Here is a 17,519-nt window from a genome sequence, read left to right as displayed (position 1 = left end):
ATCCTTATCTGTGTGCGGTGGACCACTCCATCCCAGCGCGGGCACTTCATAGGACTACGCTATCGGACTGCGGGTGTCAGTGCGGTCCGCGGCCGCCGCGGTTCACGCTGCGGCGAAAGTGCTCAACATTTGCGCACGCCGCAAACCCTTAACTCCGGCCCGCGCCTGACCGGGGCGGAACTTGGGCGGCCTGCGCTTTGGGAATGCGCCCAATATCCTCTAGCTCTGACTTGCAGTGAACCCTCCAGGAGGCAACGACCATGATCCAACACCTCATCACCGCGGAACAACGCGAGCAACTGCTCGCAAACGGCCACGCGTACGCAACCGGCCACGCCAGCGACCCGCTGCCTGTGGTGCGGCTGTTTACGCCTGACGCGCATGCGGTCTGGCTACTGGCCGCGCTCGACCCAGCCAATGGTGACACCGCCTACGGTTTATGCGACGTGGGTATCGGCATGCCAGAACTGGGCCATGTAAAGCTGTCCGAGCTTGCCTCCATCGTTGGGCCGCTCAAAAGGCCGATTCTTCGCGACCTGTACTTCCGGCCAACGCGACCGCTATCGGCGTATGCGCAGCTAGCGCAGCTCGACGGTTCGATTCCCGACTGACCGAACCAGCTGGCCCACTCTGGTAGGCCGGACCCACATGCTCCTGCGGCGCCTCATTGGTTGCAGCAGGGGCGTCGATTCCACACAAAGACCAGCATGGAAAGACGGTGCGCACGACTTGATGTCCGCGCGCCAGCTGGGCATTTCCATGCAGGCGTGGCGCACCGGACGATGCCTGATCGGCATCGCTCACGCGCAAACGATGGGGTCTTGGTCTCAAAAGGACCAGCCCTGACCGAAGTCCATTGATCACTACCTGACGAGGACCGACCGTGAATCCACAACAGGAACCGCATGTGAATCCCCTGAGCGTCCCGGGCGGCGTCTTACCCGCTCCGGCACGCCCGCTGGCTGCTCGCGACTACAAGACTTTGGCCCTGGCGGCCCTTGGCGGCACGCTCGAATTCTATGACTTCGTCATCTACGTCTTCTTCGTGACGGTGCTGGGCGCGCTATTCTTCCCGCCCAACATGCCAGATTGGCTGCGACAACTGCAGACGTTCGGCATTTTCGCCGCGGGCTACCTGGCACGCCCGCTTGGCGGCATCGTGATCGCCCACTTTGGTGACCGGCTTGGCCGCAAGCGCATGTTCACGCTGTCGATCTTGCTGATGGCAGCGCCCACGCTGATGATCGGCCTGCTGCCCACCTACACCAGCATCGGCGTCGCGGCGCCGCTGCTGCTGCTGGCGATGCGGGTGCTGCAGGGCGCGGCCATCGGTGGCGAGATGCCTGGTGCCTGGGTGTTTGTCGGCGAACACGTGCCGAGCCGGCATTACGGTTTCGGCATCGGGACCCTGACCTCTGGCATCACTGGCGGCATCCTGCTGGGTTCGCTCGTTGCGGTCGCCATCAATCGACACTACACGCCTGAACAGGTGAGCGATTTCGCCTGGCGCATTCCCTTCCTCCTGGGCGGCGTCTTCGGACTGGTGTCCGTGTACCTGCGCCGGTTTCTGCATGAGACCCCCGTGTTCCGCGAGTTGGCTGACCGCAGCAATCTGGCGCGCGAACTGCCGATCCGCACCGTGCTGCGCGATCACCGCTCGGCCAGTCTGTTCGTGGCACTGCTGACCTGGGTACTTTCGACCTCCATCGTCGTGGTGGTGCTGTATACACCGGCCTACCTGCAGAAGATCCACCACATACCCGCCGCGCTCGCGCTCGAGACCAATGCGTTCGCCACCCTCACGCTGACCATCGGCTGCGTAATCGTCGGCTGGGCATGCGACCGCATCGGCACCCGTACCGTCATGCTGATCGGCTGGGGCGGACTCTTCATGACCGCTTACCTCTTCTACGGCAGCCTGCCCGGCACGCCTACCGCGCTGTTCTGGCATTACGGGCTGCTGGGCCTGTTCGTCGGCACCATCGCCACCGTGCCGATTGCCGGCGTGCGCGCCTTTCCGGCACCGGTGCGGTTCACCGGTCTCTCGTTTGCCTACAACATGTCTTACGCAGTCTTTGGCGGCCTCACGCCGATGATTCTCACGCTGTGGCTGCAGCACGACACCATGGCGCCTGCTCACTATGTGGCAGTCCTGGCCGCTGTCGGATTCTTGCTTGCATTCTGGCCCCTCGCCAGGCGCGGCCATGCCATGCGCAATGGCGTGGCCAGCACGGCTGGCCAGGTCGGTCGATAACGAAGGAGCAACGACATGACTGCGACGGAAAACACGCCACCAGTACGCCTGCTGACCCCCGCCGAGCTGGCTGTCTGCATCAAGGTGTTCCGCGACGCCCGGCAATGGACTCAGGAGCAGTTGGCCGTGATCGCCGGGCTCAACGTGCGAACCGTTCAGCGCGTCGAGCAAGGCTGGCCGGCCGACGCCGACACCTGCCGGGCGCTGGCCAGCGCGTTCGATTTCCTGGACATCGACGCGCTCAACAAGCCATTCGCGATTCCACCGGAAGACGAACTCAAGGCTGCGCAGGAACAGTTCGACCACGAACACGTCGCCTTCGCGGCGATTGCGCTGACTACGGGTAAGCAGTTGGCCGAGTTGGCGCAGACCAGCACGATGGACATGTCGCAGCTGGCCTTCGAGATGGGCTGCGAAGCGGATAAACGCTTCGCCGCACTGATGGAATATTTCCGCAACTACCGGGATTGCCAGGACGCCTACACCGAAGCGCAGAAGCGCGAGGCGGCTGACACGATGCAAGCCAACATCGATGTGCTCAAGACCCTTGGCGTTTCGCTACGCTATGCCGAGCGCAAAGTGCTGCTGAAGGGGAGCTCGGACCCGGACAGGCCAATGCCAGCTAACGTCCTGTACGTGATCGGGTTTCCGCTCGGCAAGGAACCCAAGCTATTCGCGACGCCAACTTCCGTTGATATCCGTCTATAGCCTGAAGGGCGAAGATTCACGCTTGCCAGCGCCGCTCTAAGCCCAACCGTGCGAATCGCCCTAGGCATGGCACATGATGAAGAAGGGAGACGCGCACTGCCAAACAGGTCGTTTGGTTGAGCACGAGAGGTACTGCGGCCACAGCCCCATGAACTGGCCGAACACTGCCGTGCTATCCCCAGGGGATAGCTGGCACACGCGGCCTTCCATGCCCGTCCAGCCGACGCGCTTCACGGCGCTGGAACAGGCGGACTTCCAGCGACTGGAACACGCAGGCTACCTAAAAGGCCTTTTACAACCTTTTAAAGGTAAGGGGAGTATGGAGTCCTGGGTCACCAGTGCTACCAGGGCGATGTGGAGCCACTCACCCGGCTTCTGGGTGTACCGGCCAGCCTGACGCCGGCTGGCGTTATAGTGGCTGGCACGATGGCGCGGGCAGTGCGTGCCATCGCCCCCTCCCGCTACGTCAGGACGCCCCGACCTTGACCACCGATTTCTTCGCCCGCTTTGAAGCGGAATGCCTGCCGCGCATCGCCGCCGCGATTGGCCAGCATGACCGGCGCTTGCAACTCCACACCCTGCCCGCCGAAGCCCCCGGCCGGGCGCCGCGCCTGCGCATGACGGGGGATGGTCCGCCGGACCTGCGGCGCCACCCCTTTGCGCTGGATATCACGCTGGCGTGGGACGGGCTGGAAGTGCAACGGCTGTTCGCGGCAGGGGGCGATACGCGCTTTGCCGGTTACCTGGCGGCGTTGCCGGCCAAGCTGCGCGCCTGGCAGGAACCGCGCGGGATCGACTTCCGCTCGCTGTCGCAGGCTGACCCGGCGATCCTGATCGGCGGGCTGGATTTCGAGCACTGAGCCTGGTGCACTGACTCAGCCAGCCACCCGCAGCCGGCATACCGCGCTTTCCGTTTGCCCGGGCTCGATCCAGCGCAGCCCCTGGCCGTGGTGGATCGCGTCGGGCAGGCCCACCCACGGTTCCACGCAATAGAAGTCAGAGGTTTCGTTCTCGGACCAGGTCGTCACGGCATGCCATGGCGCGCTGCCGGCGAGGTCGAGTTCGAACGTGACGCGGCGGTCCGGCATCGCCAGCTTGGCGGACGGGCTGTCGCGGAAGACGTGGAACGTGTCCTGCAGGCGTGGATCGTCCAGCTGGTACGTCGTCTCGCCTGGCTCTGCGGGCCCGGGGCTGCCATCGGGCAGCTGGCGCATGCGGTCCGTGCCCGGCAATGCCAGCGACGCTGCGGCACGTTGCGCGTGCGGCAGCGCGAAATAGAAATGGTGGCCGGGATAGCAGGGCAGGCGCTGCGTGCCGGTATTGGTGGTGCGCAGCGTGACTTCGAGGCCGTCGGGCAGCAAGCGGTAGATGGCGTCGAAGACGAATGCAAAGGGGTAGCCGGCGCGCGTTGCATCGCTGTCGCGCAGCGTCATCGTGATCGCGGCTTGCGCGTCGACGGCGCTGACGTCGAAGGGCAGGTCGCGCGCAAAGCCGTGCTGCGCCAGCGTGTGCACCGTCCCTTGTCCGTCGCGCCACTGCCCGGGATTGCCATCGGCAAAATGCCGGCCGATAAACGGAAACAGCAGCGGGTTGCCGCCGCGGACCTTGGCCGGGCGGGACCAGTCGGCGGCGTCCGGCCAGTAGAGGATGTCCTGTCCGCGGTGCACCCAGCGGACCAGCCGGCCGCCGTGTTGCGGGGCGAGCAGCAGGAACGTGTCGGCATCGCCGACCCGGACCAGTGGCTGGCCCTGGAAGTCTTGTGTCGGAAGCAATGGCATGTTGATCGTTGGTGCCGCGCCGTTCGCGTGCCGCCCGGCGCAGCCGCCATGATAAGCCAGTGTGCTGGTGGCAGCGGTCTCAGCTGCTGGTGTAGATGGTGTTGCGCACCAGCGGGTACACCTGCGTCTCCCACCGCCTGCCGTTGAATACCCCATAGTGCCCGACGCCGGTCTGCACGTGATGCATGCGCAGGTAGGGCGGCAGGTCGGTGCACAGCTCCTGCGCGGCCACGGTCTGGCCGATCGCGCAGATGTCGTCGCGCTCGCCCTCGACAGTGAGCAGCGCGGTGCGGTGGATGGCGCGCGTACAGACACGGCGCCCGCCCACGTCGAGCAGGCCCTGCGCCAGCAGGAAGCGCTGGAAGATCAGGCTGACGGTTTCCAGGTAGAACTCCGCCGTCAGGTCCATGGTGGCGAAGTACTCGATGTAGAAGTCGCGGATGGCGTCGGCCTTGTCGTGCTCGCCGCGCTCGCGCAGCGCGTAGAGTTCGCGCAGCGCCTGTTCGTGCCGCTCCAGGTTCATGCTCATGAAGGCCAGCAGCTGCACGTGGCCCGGGTAGACCCGCCGCATCGCGCCGGCAAAGCGCAGCGGCACCATGCCGATCAGCGTGCGCTCGAACCAGTCGAGGGACCGGCTGGTGGCCAGCTCGTTGACCCTGGTCGGGTTGACGCGCGCGTCGATGGGGCCGGCCATCAGCGTCAGGCTGGGCGGCTGGGCGGGGTCCCCGTCCTCGGCCATGAGTGCGGCTGCCGCCAGCGCTGCCACGGTTGGCTGGCAAATCGCCACCAGATGCGTGCCGCCGCCCAGCGTCTGCAGGAAGCCGATCAGGTGCTGCACGAATTCATCGAAGCCGAAGCGCCCGGCCAGCAACGGAATGTCGCGGGGGTTGTGCCAATCGGTGAGATAGACGTCGTGGTCGGCCAGCATGGTCTGGACCGTGCCGCGCAGCAGCGTGGCGAAGTGGCCGGACATCGGCGCCACCAGCAGCACGCGCGGCTGGCCGACGATGCCGTGGCGGCGGAAGTGCAGCAGCGAGCAGAACGGCGTGCGCACGACAACCTCCTCGGTGACCTGCACCGGCCGTCCGCCGACGGTTGCGCTGTCGATGCCGAAGGCCGGCCGGTGGTGCGTGAGCCGCGCCAGCGCGATGAGCTCGCAGACGGCGCGCAGGCGGTGCGCGGCGTCGAAACCGCCTGGCCTGGGGCTCGCGGCCAGCGTCGCGGCAGCGAGCTCCGCCACCGTGCACGCCGGCAGTATCATGTCCGCGTAGGTCTGGTACGCCTGGTACAGCATGGCTCGGCCCCCGTCATTCTGGTTTCCGTATGCCGCAATATATATGCCATCGGCTCGCACTTGGCACGCGCTTTGCGCGGTGCCACGCGAAAGGCGGGCACGAGCGTGCACAAGTTGTGCAAGCTGCGCCTGCGGCAGCTGCATCGCGCCGCATCGTGGCACGAACCGGCCGCCGGCATCAAACTGGTGCCGCACGAGCGCACCGCATGGGTGCGCGGCGCGCTGGCCTCAGGATGCGACACCGATATCGCGAACGCGCCGGCGGGCACCGAGGCGCGGCAAAGGAGGCGTGATGAGCAAGACCACACTCACAATCAGCAGCAAGACCTATTCTTCGTGGTCGCTGCGCGGCTGGCTGCTGGCGCGCTTTGCCGGCCTGGAATTCGAGGAAGTGCTGGTGCCGCCGGACGACGCCGCGGCGCGCGCGGAGATCCTGCTGCTGTCCCCCTCGATCCTGGTCCCGTGCTTGCACCACCAGGGCGTGACGGTGTGGGACACGCTGGCGATCGCCGAATACCTGAACGAAATCCACCCCAAGGCCGGCCTGCTGCCGGAAGACCGTGCCGCGCGTGCCCACTGCCGCGCCATCTGCGGCGAGATGCATTCAGGGTTCGCCGCGATGCGTTCGGCGCTGCCGATGAACCTGAAGGGACATTTCCCCGGCATGAAGGTGTGGTCGCGTGCGCAGGCCGACATCGATCGCATTACGGCGATCTGGACCGAATGCCTGACGCGCTATGGCGGACCCTACCTGTTCGGCACGCGCACCATGGCCGACGCCATGTACGCGCCGGTGGTGACGCGCTTTGTCACGTATGGTGTCATGCTCGATCCCGTGCCGGTTGACTACTGCAAGCAGATCCTGTCGATGCCGGAGCTGCAGGAGTGGATCGCGGCGGCGCGCCGGGAACCCGACGAAATCAGCGAACTGGATGTGGAGTTCTGATGTCGTCGCTGGCAACCGCCGCGGCCGCCGGCCCTACGCCGTGGCGGAGTCGGCCTGCCGTGCCTTCAGGAAGCGCCCGGCGTAGTCGAAGTACCAGTCGAGCGTGTCCGGGTTGGCCATCGCGTCGCGGTTGGCGATGCCCTGGGGCGCATGGCCGAGCAGCAGCTTCTTGATCGGCACTTCCATCTTCTTGCCCGACAGCGTGCGCGGCACGCCGGGTGCCTGCACGATCTCGTTGGGCACGTGGCGCGAGGACAGCGCTTCGCGGATGCGCGTGCGCAGGGTGTCGCGCAGCGCATCATCCAGCACCAGGCCTTCGCGCAGTACCACGAAGAGCGGCATATAGGATTCGCGGCCCAGGTATTCCAGGTCGACCACCATGCTGTCGAGCACTTCCGGCAGGTCTTCCACCACGCGGTACAGCTCGCTGGTGCCCATGCGGATGCCGTGGCGGTTGATGGTGGCGTCCGAGCGCCCGTAGATCACCGCGCCACCGCGCGGGGTGATCTTGATCCAGTCGCCATGCCGCCAGACGCCGGGATAGGTGTCGAAATAGCTGTCGCGATAGCGCTTGCCGTCGGCGTCGCCCCACAGGTAGAGCGGCATCGACGGCATCGGCTCGGTGCAGACCAGTTCGCCCACCGAGTCAAGCAGCGGCTGGCCGTTGTCGTCGAAGGCCTCCACCTTGGCGCCCAGGCAGCGGCACTGCATCTCGCCGGAATAGACCGGCAGCAGCGGACAGCCGGCGACGAATGAGCCGGCAAAGTCGGTGCCGCCCGACATCGGCACCAGCCAGATGTCTTCGCGCACATGGCGGTAGATCCAGTCGTAGGCCTCCACCGGCAGCGGCGAGCCGGTCGAGCCGAGCCCGCGCAGGCGCGACACGTCGGCGATGCGTGCCGGTTCGATGCCGGCCTTCATGCAGTTGGTGAAGAAGGCCGCGCCGGCGCCGAACAGCGTCACGCCGGCGTCGTCGACAAAGCGCCACAGCACGCCCGCGTCGGGCCAGGCCGGGTTGCCGTCGTAGAGCGCGATGGTGGTGCCCAGCAGCAGCCCGGCCACCTGCGCGTTCCACATGATCCAGCCGCTGCTGCTGTACCAGTGGAAGACATCGTCCGGGCCCAGGTTGTTATGGAAGGCCATCAGCTTGAGCTGCTCGATGACGATGCCGCCATGGCCATGCACGATCGGCTTGGGCATGCCGGTGGTGCCGGACGAATAGACGATCCAGAGCGGATGGTCGAACGGCACCGGCTCGATCGTCAGCGGCACGTCGTGCGCCAGCACCTCCTGCCAGGCATGCGCGCGCACGCCGGCAGGCGGTGCCGCAGGGCTGCCGATCTGCGGCACCAGCACCAGGTCGGTCAGCGAGGGCAGGGCGGCGACCAGGTCGGCAAGCACCGGGGCGCGGTCGTAGACCTTGCCGCCATAGCGGTAGCCGTCGACGGCGATCAGCACCTTGGGCCCGATCTGGCGGAAGCGGTCGATCACCGCCACCTGGCCCATGTCCGGCGCGCAGCCCGACCAGACCGCGCCCAGGCTGGCCGTGGCCAGGAAGGCGACGATGGTGGCGGGGATATTGGGCAGGTAGCCGGCAACGCGGTCGCCGCGCTGCACGCCCATCTGGCGCAGCGCATGCGCCAAAGACGCCACCTGCGCTTGCAGCGTGTCCCAGCTGACATCTGCCAGCGGCTGCGCCTCGCCGGCATGGCGGATTGCGGCGCGCTGGCGGGCGCTGCCCGTACCGGCGTGGCGGAATACCTGCTGCACGTAGTTCAGCGTGGCACCCTCGAACCAGCGCGCGCCCGGCATGGTGCGGCGGTCCAGCGCCTGCGTTGCGGGCGTGTCGAAGCGCACGTCGAAATAGGCGCGCACGGCGTCCCAGAAGGCTTCCAGCTCGGTGACCGACCACTGCCAGAGGCTGTCGTAGTCGTCAAAGGCCAGGCCGCGCTCGGCCCGCAGCCAGTGCATGAAGGCGGCGATCTGGCTGCTGTCGCGGAACGCCGCCGAGGGCGTCCACATCAGGTTGCCTTCGGTGAGCGGGGCGGCGGTCGTCATGTCTCCTCCTTGCGCCCGTCTGTCGCGGGCATGGGATGGTGCGATGGTCGTTCCGGGGCGCCTGTGGCGACACCCGGCATCAGCCCGACATGATAACGGGGGACGGGCGCGGTTGCCCGTCAGCGGCTCATCAGAGCGGCTTATCAGCGGTTGGTGGGGCGCTCGAACAGCGTTTCCCACATGGTGTCGACCCTGGCCTTGACGGCCGCGTCCATGGAGATCGGCGTGCCCCATTCCCGCGTGGTCTCGCCCGGCCACTTGTCGGTGGCGTCGATGCCCATCTTGGAACCCAGGCCCGACACCGGCGAGGCGAAGTCCAGGTAGTCGATCGGGGTGTTGTCGACCAGCACCGTGTCCCGGCTGGGATCGACCCGGGTGGTGATGGCCCAAATCACTTCCTTCCAGTCGCGCACGTCGACATCGTCATCGACCACCACGATGAACTTCGTATACATGAACTGCCGCAGGAAGCTCCACACGCCGAACATCACGCGCTTGGCATGGCCGGCGTACTGCTTCTTCATGCGCACCAGTGCCATGCGGTAGCTGCAGCCCTCGGGCGGCAGGTAGAAGTCGGTGATCTCCGGGAACTGCTTCTGCAGCAGCGGCACGAACACCTCGTTCAGCGCCACGCCCAGCACGGCGGGCTCGTCGGGCGGCTTGCCGGTGTAGGTGGAGTGGTAGATTGGGTCGCGCCGCATGGTGATGCGGTCGATGGTGAACACGGGGAACCAGTCCTGCTCGTTGTAATAGCCGGTGTGGTCGCCGAACGGGCCTTCCAGCGCATGCTGGTAGCCGGAGGGGTGGTTCGGGTCGGGCTGGATATGGCCTTCCAGCACGATTTCGGCAGAGGCCGGCACGCTCAGTTCTGACAGCGTCGGCGTGAGGCAGCCGGCCAGCGCCGTGCGGCTGCCGCGCAGCAGGCCGGCGAACTGGTACTCGGACAGCGTATCGGGCACCGGCGTCACCGCGCCCAGGATGGTGGCCGGGTCGGCGCCCAGCGCCACCGCGATCGGGAACGGCTTGCCCGGATTGGCCAGCGCATGCTCGCGGAAGTCGAGGGCGCCGCCGCGGTGCGCCAGCCAGCGCATGATGACCTGGTTGCGGCCGATCACCTGCTGGCGGTAGATGCCCAGGTTCTGGCGCTTCTTGTGCGGGCCCTTGGTCACCACCAGGCCCCAGGTGATCAGCGGCGCGGCATCGCCGGGCCAGCAGGTCTGGATCGGCAGGCGCGCCAGGTCGACGTCGTTGCCCTCCCACACCACCTCCTGGCAGGCCGGGCTGCTGACGCGCTTTGGTGCCATATCCCACACAGATTTGGCCAGCGTGAACAGCTTGCCGGCCTCACGCAAACCGCGCGGCGGCTCCGGTTCCTTCAGTGCTGACAAGACCCGGCCGATGTCGCGCAGGTCTTCCATCGATTCGGCCCCCATGCCAAGTGCGACTCTGTGTGTCGTACCGAACAGATTGGCCAGTACAGGGACGCTATAGATGCCTCCATCGGTGCTGGCTCCGGAAGGTTTCTCAAAAAGGACCGCGGGGCCTCCAGCGCGCAGCAGCCGGTCGCAGACTTCGGTCATTTCCAGGTTGGGCGCGACCGGCCGGGCGATGCGCCGCAGCTCGCCCATGCCTTCGAGTTGGCCGATGAAATCGCGCAAGTCTTTGTATTGCATAGTGAATTCTGTTGTGGTGCGGGGCGGGGGAAACCGTCCGCAAGGCGGCGTCCAAGTCGGTGACGATACACATTCACCGGCGTCGCGGCAAAAAAATCATCAAGACCAAGCCGCGCAAATTGTAAGTTTTTTGTCGCTGACAGCGTACTTTTCCGAACGACCAGCCAAGGCCAGGCCTGCGTTTGCGGGCAATCGGGTGATCCGATGCCGACATGGCAACCATTGTTACAAATAACTATAAGTAGTAGAAAGCGAAGTTTTTATTCTTGACGAGATATAACACCGTTCCTACAATCCGGTCTTGCTCCGTGGAGTGTTGCGTCGCAACATGGATTTTCCCCCTGTGTCAAGGGGTGCACATTAAGAAAATGTGCCAGAAAGTCCCTCCAGCAAGGATCGATGGTCAGGCCTGAATGCAAGCGGGCCGACCGGTCGCCTCCGGCGACTTGCCGGAGCGTAGTGAGTGAGTTTAGTCGTGGCAGGGTGCGCTCCCCCAGAGCGTAGCCTGTTTCCAGTTGGGCGCACGGGGAGCGCCTGCCAACAGATGCTTGGTCGTCACTGCTAGACGGCGCGGCATCCTTACTTGAGTACGTTGAGATCGGGCGCGTGCCGCAGTCTGGCGCGCGAAGCGGGCAACGGATGGAGGTAAGCATGAGCGGTTGGAAAACCCTTCATCTTCCCGGCATCGGGCGGGCCTTGCAGGTCCGTCTCCGACAGCCGGTACCCGGAGTGAGTCGGGCATTGCAGGTCCGTCTCGCGCATCCGGTCGCGGGCCGCGCGTTGCGCGGTGGCCGCACAACGCTGAAGTACGCCCTGAACAGCCTGGGCGTGGTCGCGGTCGTTTCGGCCGTGTCGCTGTCGCTGAGCCAGGAATGGCGCACCACGCTGGCCGCGCTGCTGGCGGGTGACGAAGCACCCGCGGTGCTGGTTGGCGCCGCCATGTCGGCTGCGCCTGCCGTGGCCAGCACTGCCGTGCCGCCGCATTCGGCGGACGTCGCTGCAGCCAAGCTTGCCTTTGGCAAGGGCGGCCTGCCGACCGTGTCGGGCGTGGACGAATGGAGCCTGGCGGCTGCCGCCAAGGTGCCGTCGGTCGCGCACCTGGCCGCGCAGATCCCGGTGACGCGCGTGGCGATGGATGCCCGCAGCACCAGCACGCTGGGCACCGCCCGCGAGCAGGCGGCCGTGGCCGACTACATCGCGCGCAAGTACCGCGTGGCGGCCCAGGCCACCGCGCAACTGGTGAAGGCGGCCTACCTGACCGGCCGCGAGGTCGGTATCGACCCGCTGCTGATCCTGGGCGTGATCGCGATCGAGTCCAGCTTCAACCCGTACGCCGAAAGCGGCGTGGGTGCGCAGGGCCTGATGCAGGTCATGACCAAGGTCCACCAGGACAAGTACGAGGCCGTCGGCGGCGTTGCCGCGGCGCTGAACCCGTACGCCAATATCAAGATCGGCGCGCTGGTGCTCAAGGACTGCATCGCCCGCGCTGGCTCGATCGAAGGTGGCCTGAAGTACTACGTCGGTGCCACCACGGCCACCGATGGCGGCTACGGCGCCAAGGTGCTGGCCGAGCGCGCCCGCCTGCGCCAACTGCTGGGCGTGCGCAACGCGCCCGCCAACGCCGAAAAGCCGGTCGAGGTCAAGGCCCCGGCCGAGCACCTGGCCCCGAGCGAGAAGCTGGAAGCGAACAACGGTCCGCACAACGCCTGAGGGCGGAACGGTATCGCCAATCAGAAAAGCACCCCGCGGGGTGCTTTTCTTTTGCCTGCTTCAGCCGCGGGAGAGGCCGGTCAGCGGAACAGCCTGCCGAGGCGCGCCATCGCCTCCTCGATGTTCTCGCGCGAGGTCGCGTACGAGATCCGGATGTAGTCCTTAGCTGTATGCGGGCCGAAATCCTGCCCCGGCACCATGACCACGCCCGCATCGTGCAGCATCGCCTGCGTCAGCCGGTCGGCATCGCCGGCGGCGGGGTGGTTGACGCCGCGGCAGTCGGCATAGACATAGAAGGCGCCGTCCGGGCGCACCGGCACGCGCAGGCCGAGGGACTCCAGCGCTGGCACGATCAGGTCGCGGCGGCGACGGAACTCGGCCTTGCGTTCGTCGTAGATCGCCAGGGCCTCGGGCGTGAAGCAGGCCAGCGCGGCGTACTGCGCCACGGCCGACGCGCAGATGAACAGGTTCTGCGCGACCTTCTCGAAGGCTTCCACCAGTGCCTCCGGCACCACCAGCCAGCCCAGGCGCCAGCCCGTCATGTTGAAGTACTTGGAGAAGCTGTTCACCGTGACCACGTTCTCGTCCAGGCTCAGTGCCGACACCGGCGGGGCGTCATAGGACAGGCCCTGGTAGATCTCGTCGAGGATGGCAAAGCCGTTGCGCGCGCGCACGGCCTGCAGGATGCGGGCGAGTTCGTCGGGCAGGATCGAGGTGCCGGTGGGGTTGGAGGGCGATGCCAGCAGCACGCCGCGCGTTTGCTCGCCCCAGTTGGCCTCGACCTGCGCGGCGGTCAGCTGGAAGCGCTCGGCCGGGCCGCTCGGGATCATGCGCGCGGCGCCGTCGAAGGCGGCGACGAAGTGCCGGTTGCACGGGTAGCTGGGGTCGGGCATCAGCACCTCGGCGCCGATCTCGACCAGCACCGCGCACGCCAGCAGCAGCGCGCCCGAGGCGCCGGCCGTGACAATCACGCGCCGGGCCGGGATATCCAGCCCGTAGGCCGTCTTGTAATAGCCGGCGATGGCCTCGCGCAGCGGCTGGATGCCGAGCGCGCCGGTGTACTGCGTGACGCCGCGGCGCATGGCGGCTTCGGCCGCGCGCACCACCGGCTCGGCGGCGGTGAAGTCCGGCTCGCCGATGCCCATGTGCACGATATGGCGGCCGGCGCGTTCCAGCGCGGCGGCCTGCTTGGCCAGCTCCATCACGTGGAAGGCGTCGATATTGGCGAGGCGGGAGGCGGTGGCTAAGCGCTGCATGTCCATGGTGGTCCGGGACGGGCCTGGGGCCCGTTCAGCAAGAGGGTAGGTAGGAATGAAAACACCCGCCGGGGCGGGTGTCGTCTGCATCATTGCCGGCGCAAGCCAGCCGTGATGGCGTGGGCCGGCCCGCGGGCGGCTCGGTTGGCAACTCAGCGGCGCGCCGCGACCTCGGCCGCGCGCACCTGGGCGGCAAGCTTGTCCAGCACGCCGTTCACGTACTTGTAGCCTTCGACGCCGCCAAAGGTCTTGGTCAGCTCGACGGCTTCGTTGATCACGACCTTGTACGGGATGTCGAGGCAGTGCACCAGCTCATAGCTGCCGACCAGCAGGGCGGCACGCTCCACCGGCGACAGCTCGTTCACGGTGCGGTCCAGGAAGGGCTCGAACGCGGCGGTCAGGCGGGCTTCTTCGCGCACCGCGCCGTTGAGCAGCGCGTCGAAGTGCTCGCGATCGGCCTTGTTGAAGCCTTGCGCATCATGCAGGTGGGCCTGGATCGCGCCGATGTCGTTGCGGTTCAGCAGCCACTGGTACAGGCCCTGCAGCGCCAGCTCGCGCGAGCGGCGGCGCGCGCTCTTGGGCGGTGCCTTGGCCTCGGTGCGGGCCGCGGCGGGCTTGCCGCTGGCTGCCTTGCCGCTGTCGTTGTCGGGGGTGTTCGACGTATCACTCATCGTCGTCCTCGTCTTCATCTTCCTGGCCACGCAGCGAATCGAGCGCGACGACCAGGTTGGCCATCTCCACCGCGGCGCGGGCGCAGTCGCGGCCCTTCTCGCGGGTGCGGGCGTGGGCCTGCTCGTCGGTATCCACGGTCAGGATGCCATTGGCGATCGGCACATTGAAGTCCAGGCCGACGCGGGTGATGCCGGCGCCCGACTCGTTCGAGACCAGCTCGAAGTGATAGGTCTCGCCGCGCACCACGGCGCCCAGGGCGACCAGGGCGTCGAACTGGCCGCTCTCGCACATCTTCTGCAGCGCCAGCGGGATTTCCAGCGCGCCGGGGACGGTTACCACCAGGGTGTCTTCGCCCTCGACGCCGAGCTTTTCCAGCTCGGCCACGCAGGCTTCGAGCAGCTCGGCGCAGACCGGCTCGTTGAAGCGGGCCTGCACGATGCCGATACGCAGGCCTTCACCGTCGAGGTTGCTGGGGTAGAAGCCGTGATCCATTGTTCAGTTCTCCAGTTTTCGGGGCGGCAACGGCGCTGGTGCGCGCTGCCGGGGTGTTCGGGTGGCGCAGGCTCAGTCGGCCTGGCCGGTCATGGGTTGGTAGCCGGTGACTTCAAGGTCGAAGCCGGTCATGCTGGGCATGCGCTGCGGCGACGCCAGCACGCGCATCCTGCCCACCCCGACGTCCTTCAGGATCTGCGCGCCCATGCCGTAGGTGCGCAGGTCCGGCTTGCGGCGCGGGCGCGACTGCGGCGCGTCCAGCGCGCTGAACTGCGTGAACAGCTGGTCGGCCGAGTCGCCGCAGTTCAGCAGCACCACCACGCCATTATCGGCGCCGGCGATGGCTTCAAGCGCGGCGGGGATGCTCCACGAGTGCGTGGTGCGCTTCACTTCCAGCAGGTCCAGCACCGAGAAGGGCTCGTGCACGCGCACCAGCGTTTCCTGGTCCGGCGCGGGCGAACCCTTGACCAGCGCCAGGTGCGCCTGGCCGGTGGGCTTGTCGCGGTAGGCGATGCTGTGGAAGGTGCCGTAGGGGGTCTGCATGTCGCGCTCGCCCACACGCTCGATAATGCTCTCGGTGCGGCTGCGGTAGTGGATCAGGTCGGCAATGGTGCCGATCTTCAGGTCATGTTCCTGCGCGAACTCGATCAGGTCCGGCAGGCGCGCCATGGTGCCGTCGTCCTTCATGATCTCGCAGATCACGGCCGCCGGCGTCAGGCCTGCCAGCGCGCCCAGGTCGCAGCCGGCCTCGGTATGGCCGGCGCGGATCAGCACGCCGCCGGGCTGGGCCGTCAGCGGGAAGATATGGCCGGGCTGGACCAGGTCGGTGGGCTTGGCGTCGCGGGCGACGGCGGCCTGCACGGTGCGGGCGCGGTCGGCGGCGGAAATGCCGGTGGTCACGCCCTCGGCGGCCTCGATCGACACGGTGAAGTTGGTGCCGTGCTGGGTGCCGTTGCGGCTGACCATCGGGTGCAGGTCCAGCTGGCGGCAGCGCTCGGCGGTCAGGGTCAGGCAGATCAGCCCGCGGCCGTGCTTGGCCATGAAATTGATCGCTTCCGGTGTGACGAAATCGGCAGCCAGCACCAGGTCGCCTTCATTCTCGCGGTCTTCCTCATCGACGAGGATGACCATGCGGCCGGCGCGGATGTCGGCAATGATGTCTTCGGTACGGGCGATTTTCATGGCGTGCTGAACGGCAAATTGGGGCGAATCGAGCGAAAAACCGGCGAATAGCTGGGGCAGGAACCATGGCCGCGGTTGAAAGCGGCCGGACTGAGGCGGGGCGTCGGGCCGGGCCGGCCAGGCCATATACGCCCGGCAGGTTGCCCAGTCAAGCCGGGTATTGTACGCCAAGGCAGGCAATGCGGGAGACGACGGCACCGGAAAGTACGGCGCCTGCCCGAAGCGGGTGGGGACAGCGGTGCTGCATGGGCCGCCCCGTTGCCGGCAGGGCGCCGGCGTCGGGCTCGGCCGGGGCCTATGCGGCGACGGCCAGCGGTGTGGCGTCGTGGCCCGCGGTGCGCAGCCGCGAGGTCCTGGCGATGCGCGCCCTGGCCGCGCGGGTCGCGTCAGCCAGCGCGAGCTCGCGCGTGAGGAGGCCGGCGTTGGGTTTGGTGAACCTGGCATGCGCGTCCAGCGCATAGGCCCATTCCCACTTGCCGAAAGTGACCTCGGCCAGTGTCACGACGACGTGGCAATGCTTATAGAAAAAACTTTCGCTCATGCTTGTTTCCTTTGTGGGACAGCACGCTGGCCATGGCCTGAAAGCCATGCGGGCCAGTGGCGGTCCGTCAGCCAGCCGCGCAGGTGCAGCCGGCTATCCTGTGGGTCGATGGCGGCGGCGCCGGCATCCTGGGCGATCTCGCAGAGCCGCCCCTTTGCGTGCGGGTCGCACGCGCAAATCATCATCAGCTGGCCTGCCGCCATTTGCCGCTTCTGCCGCCTCAGGCCGGCGCGCATGACCCCGGCACCGATCACGCTGCCCAGCCACCGGCCGATCACGGCGCCAAGCGCCATGCCGCCGAGGTAGGCCATGAAGCCCGCGGCCGCGTTGGCCGGCGTGCCATAGTGGAACACGATCCAGGCCACCAGCAGCGCGCCCGCGACCAGGCCGGCCGCCGCGACTTCATTGCGATAGGTGATCTGCGCCGCGTGGGGCGCGGGCAGGCCTTCGGCCGGCTGGTCGTCGCGCTGGAAGAACCATGGCCCGTCGATGCGTGCGGGCGTCGCGGCCAGCTCGCCAAGCTGCGCGTGCGCGCGCCTTGCCGCGGCAATGTCGTTCAGCCGGAAATACAGTAGGGTGAGCATGGTCATGCCTCGCTTGTTGTCAGGTCCATTTGCCGCTGGACCACGGAAAGCCTGCGAAACGCCGGGCGCCGGGGCGCCGGAATGTCTTCGCCAGGGGTGAGGACGGTGGCTGCAGCCGCGGCCATCCGTCGCCCACGGCCTGGTCCCAGTCGATCAGCAGCGTGGCGGCACGGTGCAGGTGGGTCGCGGCCAGGCGCACAAAGCCCAGGCGCGCGCGCATCGGCGCAGTGGGGTGCCGGTCACGCAGCAGGCGCGTGGCCGGAAGTCGCTGATACAGGATTCTGGCGGTGGGATCGGGCACGGTGGTTTCCTTCATGGGTGCCGGGCAGCAATCCGGCCGGCAATCGAAAGCAACGGCAGGAGCGCCAGCT

At 67.1% G+C, this 17,519-nt stretch carries 17 protein-coding genes and 1 pseudogene; 7 read left to right on the top strand and 11 right to left on the bottom strand.

Annotation, left to right across the window (positions count from 1 at the left end):
- Positions 1-260 precede the first annotated feature (260 nt).
- From AC07UK_RS06785 to AC07UK_RS06765, 5 genes and pseudogenes are all read left to right on the top strand, one after another.
- A complete protein-coding gene (locus AC07UK_RS06785; protein WP_494688278.1) occupies positions 261-611 on the top strand; it encodes a DUF2958 domain-containing protein in 351 nt (116 codons plus the stop codon).
- A gap of 296 nt (positions 612-907) precedes the next feature.
- Entirely contained in the window at positions 908-2,254 is a 1,347-nt protein-coding gene (locus AC07UK_RS06780) for an MFS transporter (RefSeq protein ID WP_436220510.1), read from the top strand.
- Between the two features lie 15 nt (positions 2,255-2,269).
- Positions 2,270-2,962, top strand: coding sequence for a helix-turn-helix domain-containing protein (locus AC07UK_RS06775; RefSeq protein WP_494693865.1), 693 nt, complete (start codon positions 2,270-2,272; stop codon positions 2,960-2,962).
- A 208-nt stretch (positions 2,963-3,170) separates the two neighbouring features.
- Positions 3,171-3,299: pseudogene (locus AC07UK_RS06770) on the top strand (DUF3158 family protein); the annotation flags it as partial.
- A gap of 145 nt (positions 3,300-3,444) precedes the next feature.
- Positions 3,445-3,822 (top strand): DUF5594 family protein, encoded by a 378-nt coding sequence (locus AC07UK_RS06765; RefSeq protein ID WP_494686005.1) that lies wholly within the window; start codon positions 3,445-3,447, stop codon positions 3,820-3,822.
- 15 nt (positions 3,823-3,837) lie between these two features.
- Here AC07UK_RS06765 and AC07UK_RS06760 read toward each other — a convergent pair whose 3' ends face one another.
- Together AC07UK_RS06760 and AC07UK_RS06755 are read right to left on the bottom strand one after the other, a co-directional pair.
- Positions 3,838-4,740, bottom strand: coding sequence for an aldose epimerase family protein (locus AC07UK_RS06760; RefSeq protein ID WP_494686004.1), 903 nt, complete (start codon positions 4,738-4,740; stop codon positions 3,838-3,840).
- Positions 4,741-4,819: 79 nt separating this feature from the next.
- Positions 4,820-6,034, bottom strand: coding sequence for a polyhydroxyalkanoate depolymerase (locus AC07UK_RS06755; RefSeq protein ID WP_494686003.1), 1,215 nt, complete (start codon positions 6,032-6,034; stop codon positions 4,820-4,822).
- A gap of 292 nt (positions 6,035-6,326) precedes the next feature.
- Here AC07UK_RS06755 and AC07UK_RS06750 point away from each other — a divergent pair, with 292 nt between their 5' ends.
- Positions 6,327-6,980 (top strand): glutathione S-transferase family protein, encoded by a 654-nt coding sequence (locus AC07UK_RS06750; protein WP_114131910.1) that lies wholly within the window; start codon positions 6,327-6,329, stop codon positions 6,978-6,980.
- A 33-nt stretch (positions 6,981-7,013) separates the two neighbouring features.
- Here the strand turns inward: AC07UK_RS06750 and AC07UK_RS06745 are convergent, their stop codons facing one another.
- A complete protein-coding gene (locus tag AC07UK_RS06745) occupies positions 7,014-9,038 on the bottom strand; it encodes an acetoacetate--CoA ligase (RefSeq protein WP_494686002.1) in 2,025 nt (674 codons plus the stop codon).
- A gap of 143 nt (positions 9,039-9,181) precedes the next feature.
- Complete coding sequence (gene ubiD, locus AC07UK_RS06740) at positions 9,182-10,711, bottom strand: 4-hydroxy-3-polyprenylbenzoate decarboxylase (protein WP_436222385.1); 1,530 nt, start codon at positions 10,709-10,711, stop codon at positions 9,182-9,184.
- A gap of 651 nt (positions 10,712-11,362) precedes the next feature.
- On the opposite strand from ubiD, the gene AC07UK_RS06735 reads away from it, so the two are divergent.
- Positions 11,363-12,421 carry a lytic transglycosylase domain-containing protein gene (locus tag AC07UK_RS06735; protein WP_013957648.1) on the top strand — a complete coding sequence of 353 codons (1,059 nt, stop codon included), beginning with the start codon at positions 11,363-11,365 and terminating at the stop codon, positions 12,419-12,421.
- A gap of 80 nt (positions 12,422-12,501) precedes the next feature.
- Here AC07UK_RS06735 and AC07UK_RS06730 read toward each other — a convergent pair whose 3' ends face one another.
- The 7 genes from AC07UK_RS06730 to AC07UK_RS06700 form a co-directional block, all read right to left on the bottom strand.
- Positions 12,502-13,683: a pyridoxal phosphate-dependent aminotransferase gene (locus AC07UK_RS06730; RefSeq protein ID WP_436222380.1), complete on the bottom strand. Its 1,182-nt coding sequence runs from the start codon at positions 13,681-13,683 to the stop codon at positions 12,502-12,504.
- Positions 13,684-13,829: 146 nt separating this feature from the next.
- Positions 13,830-14,348 (bottom strand): transcription antitermination factor NusB, encoded by a 519-nt coding sequence (nusB, locus tag AC07UK_RS06725; RefSeq protein WP_494686001.1) that lies wholly within the window; start codon positions 14,346-14,348, stop codon positions 13,830-13,832.
- Entirely contained in the window at positions 14,341-14,841 is a 501-nt protein-coding gene (ribH, locus tag AC07UK_RS06720; protein ID WP_013957645.1) for a 6,7-dimethyl-8-ribityllumazine synthase, read from the bottom strand. Before ribH ends, nusB begins: the two co-directional genes overlap by 8 nt.
- Positions 14,842-14,913: 72 nt before the next feature.
- Entirely contained in the window at positions 14,914-16,023 is a 1,110-nt protein-coding gene (gene ribBA / locus AC07UK_RS06715) for a bifunctional 3,4-dihydroxy-2-butanone-4-phosphate synthase/GTP cyclohydrolase II (protein WP_114131904.1), read from the bottom strand.
- Positions 16,024-16,318: 295 nt separating this feature from the next.
- Complete coding sequence (locus tag AC07UK_RS06710) at positions 16,319-16,564, bottom strand: hypothetical protein (RefSeq protein WP_494686000.1); 246 nt, start codon at positions 16,562-16,564, stop codon at positions 16,319-16,321.
- Positions 16,561-17,148, bottom strand: a complete 588-nt coding sequence (locus tag AC07UK_RS06705; protein ID WP_494685999.1) for a hypothetical protein — start codon at positions 17,146-17,148, stop codon at positions 16,561-16,563. Before AC07UK_RS06705 ends, AC07UK_RS06710 begins: the two co-directional genes overlap by 4 nt.
- Before the next feature lie 19 nt (positions 17,149-17,167).
- Positions 17,168-17,464, bottom strand: coding sequence for a hypothetical protein (locus AC07UK_RS06700; protein ID WP_035821104.1), 297 nt, complete (start codon positions 17,462-17,464; stop codon positions 17,168-17,170).
- Positions 17,465-17,519 lie beyond the last annotated feature (55 nt).

The sequence above is a fragment of the Cupriavidus sp. GW821-FHT07C08 genome, assembly GCF_059419025.1.
Note: the sequence above shows the minus strand (reverse complement) of the source record. Positions and strands in the feature narration are given on the sequence as shown.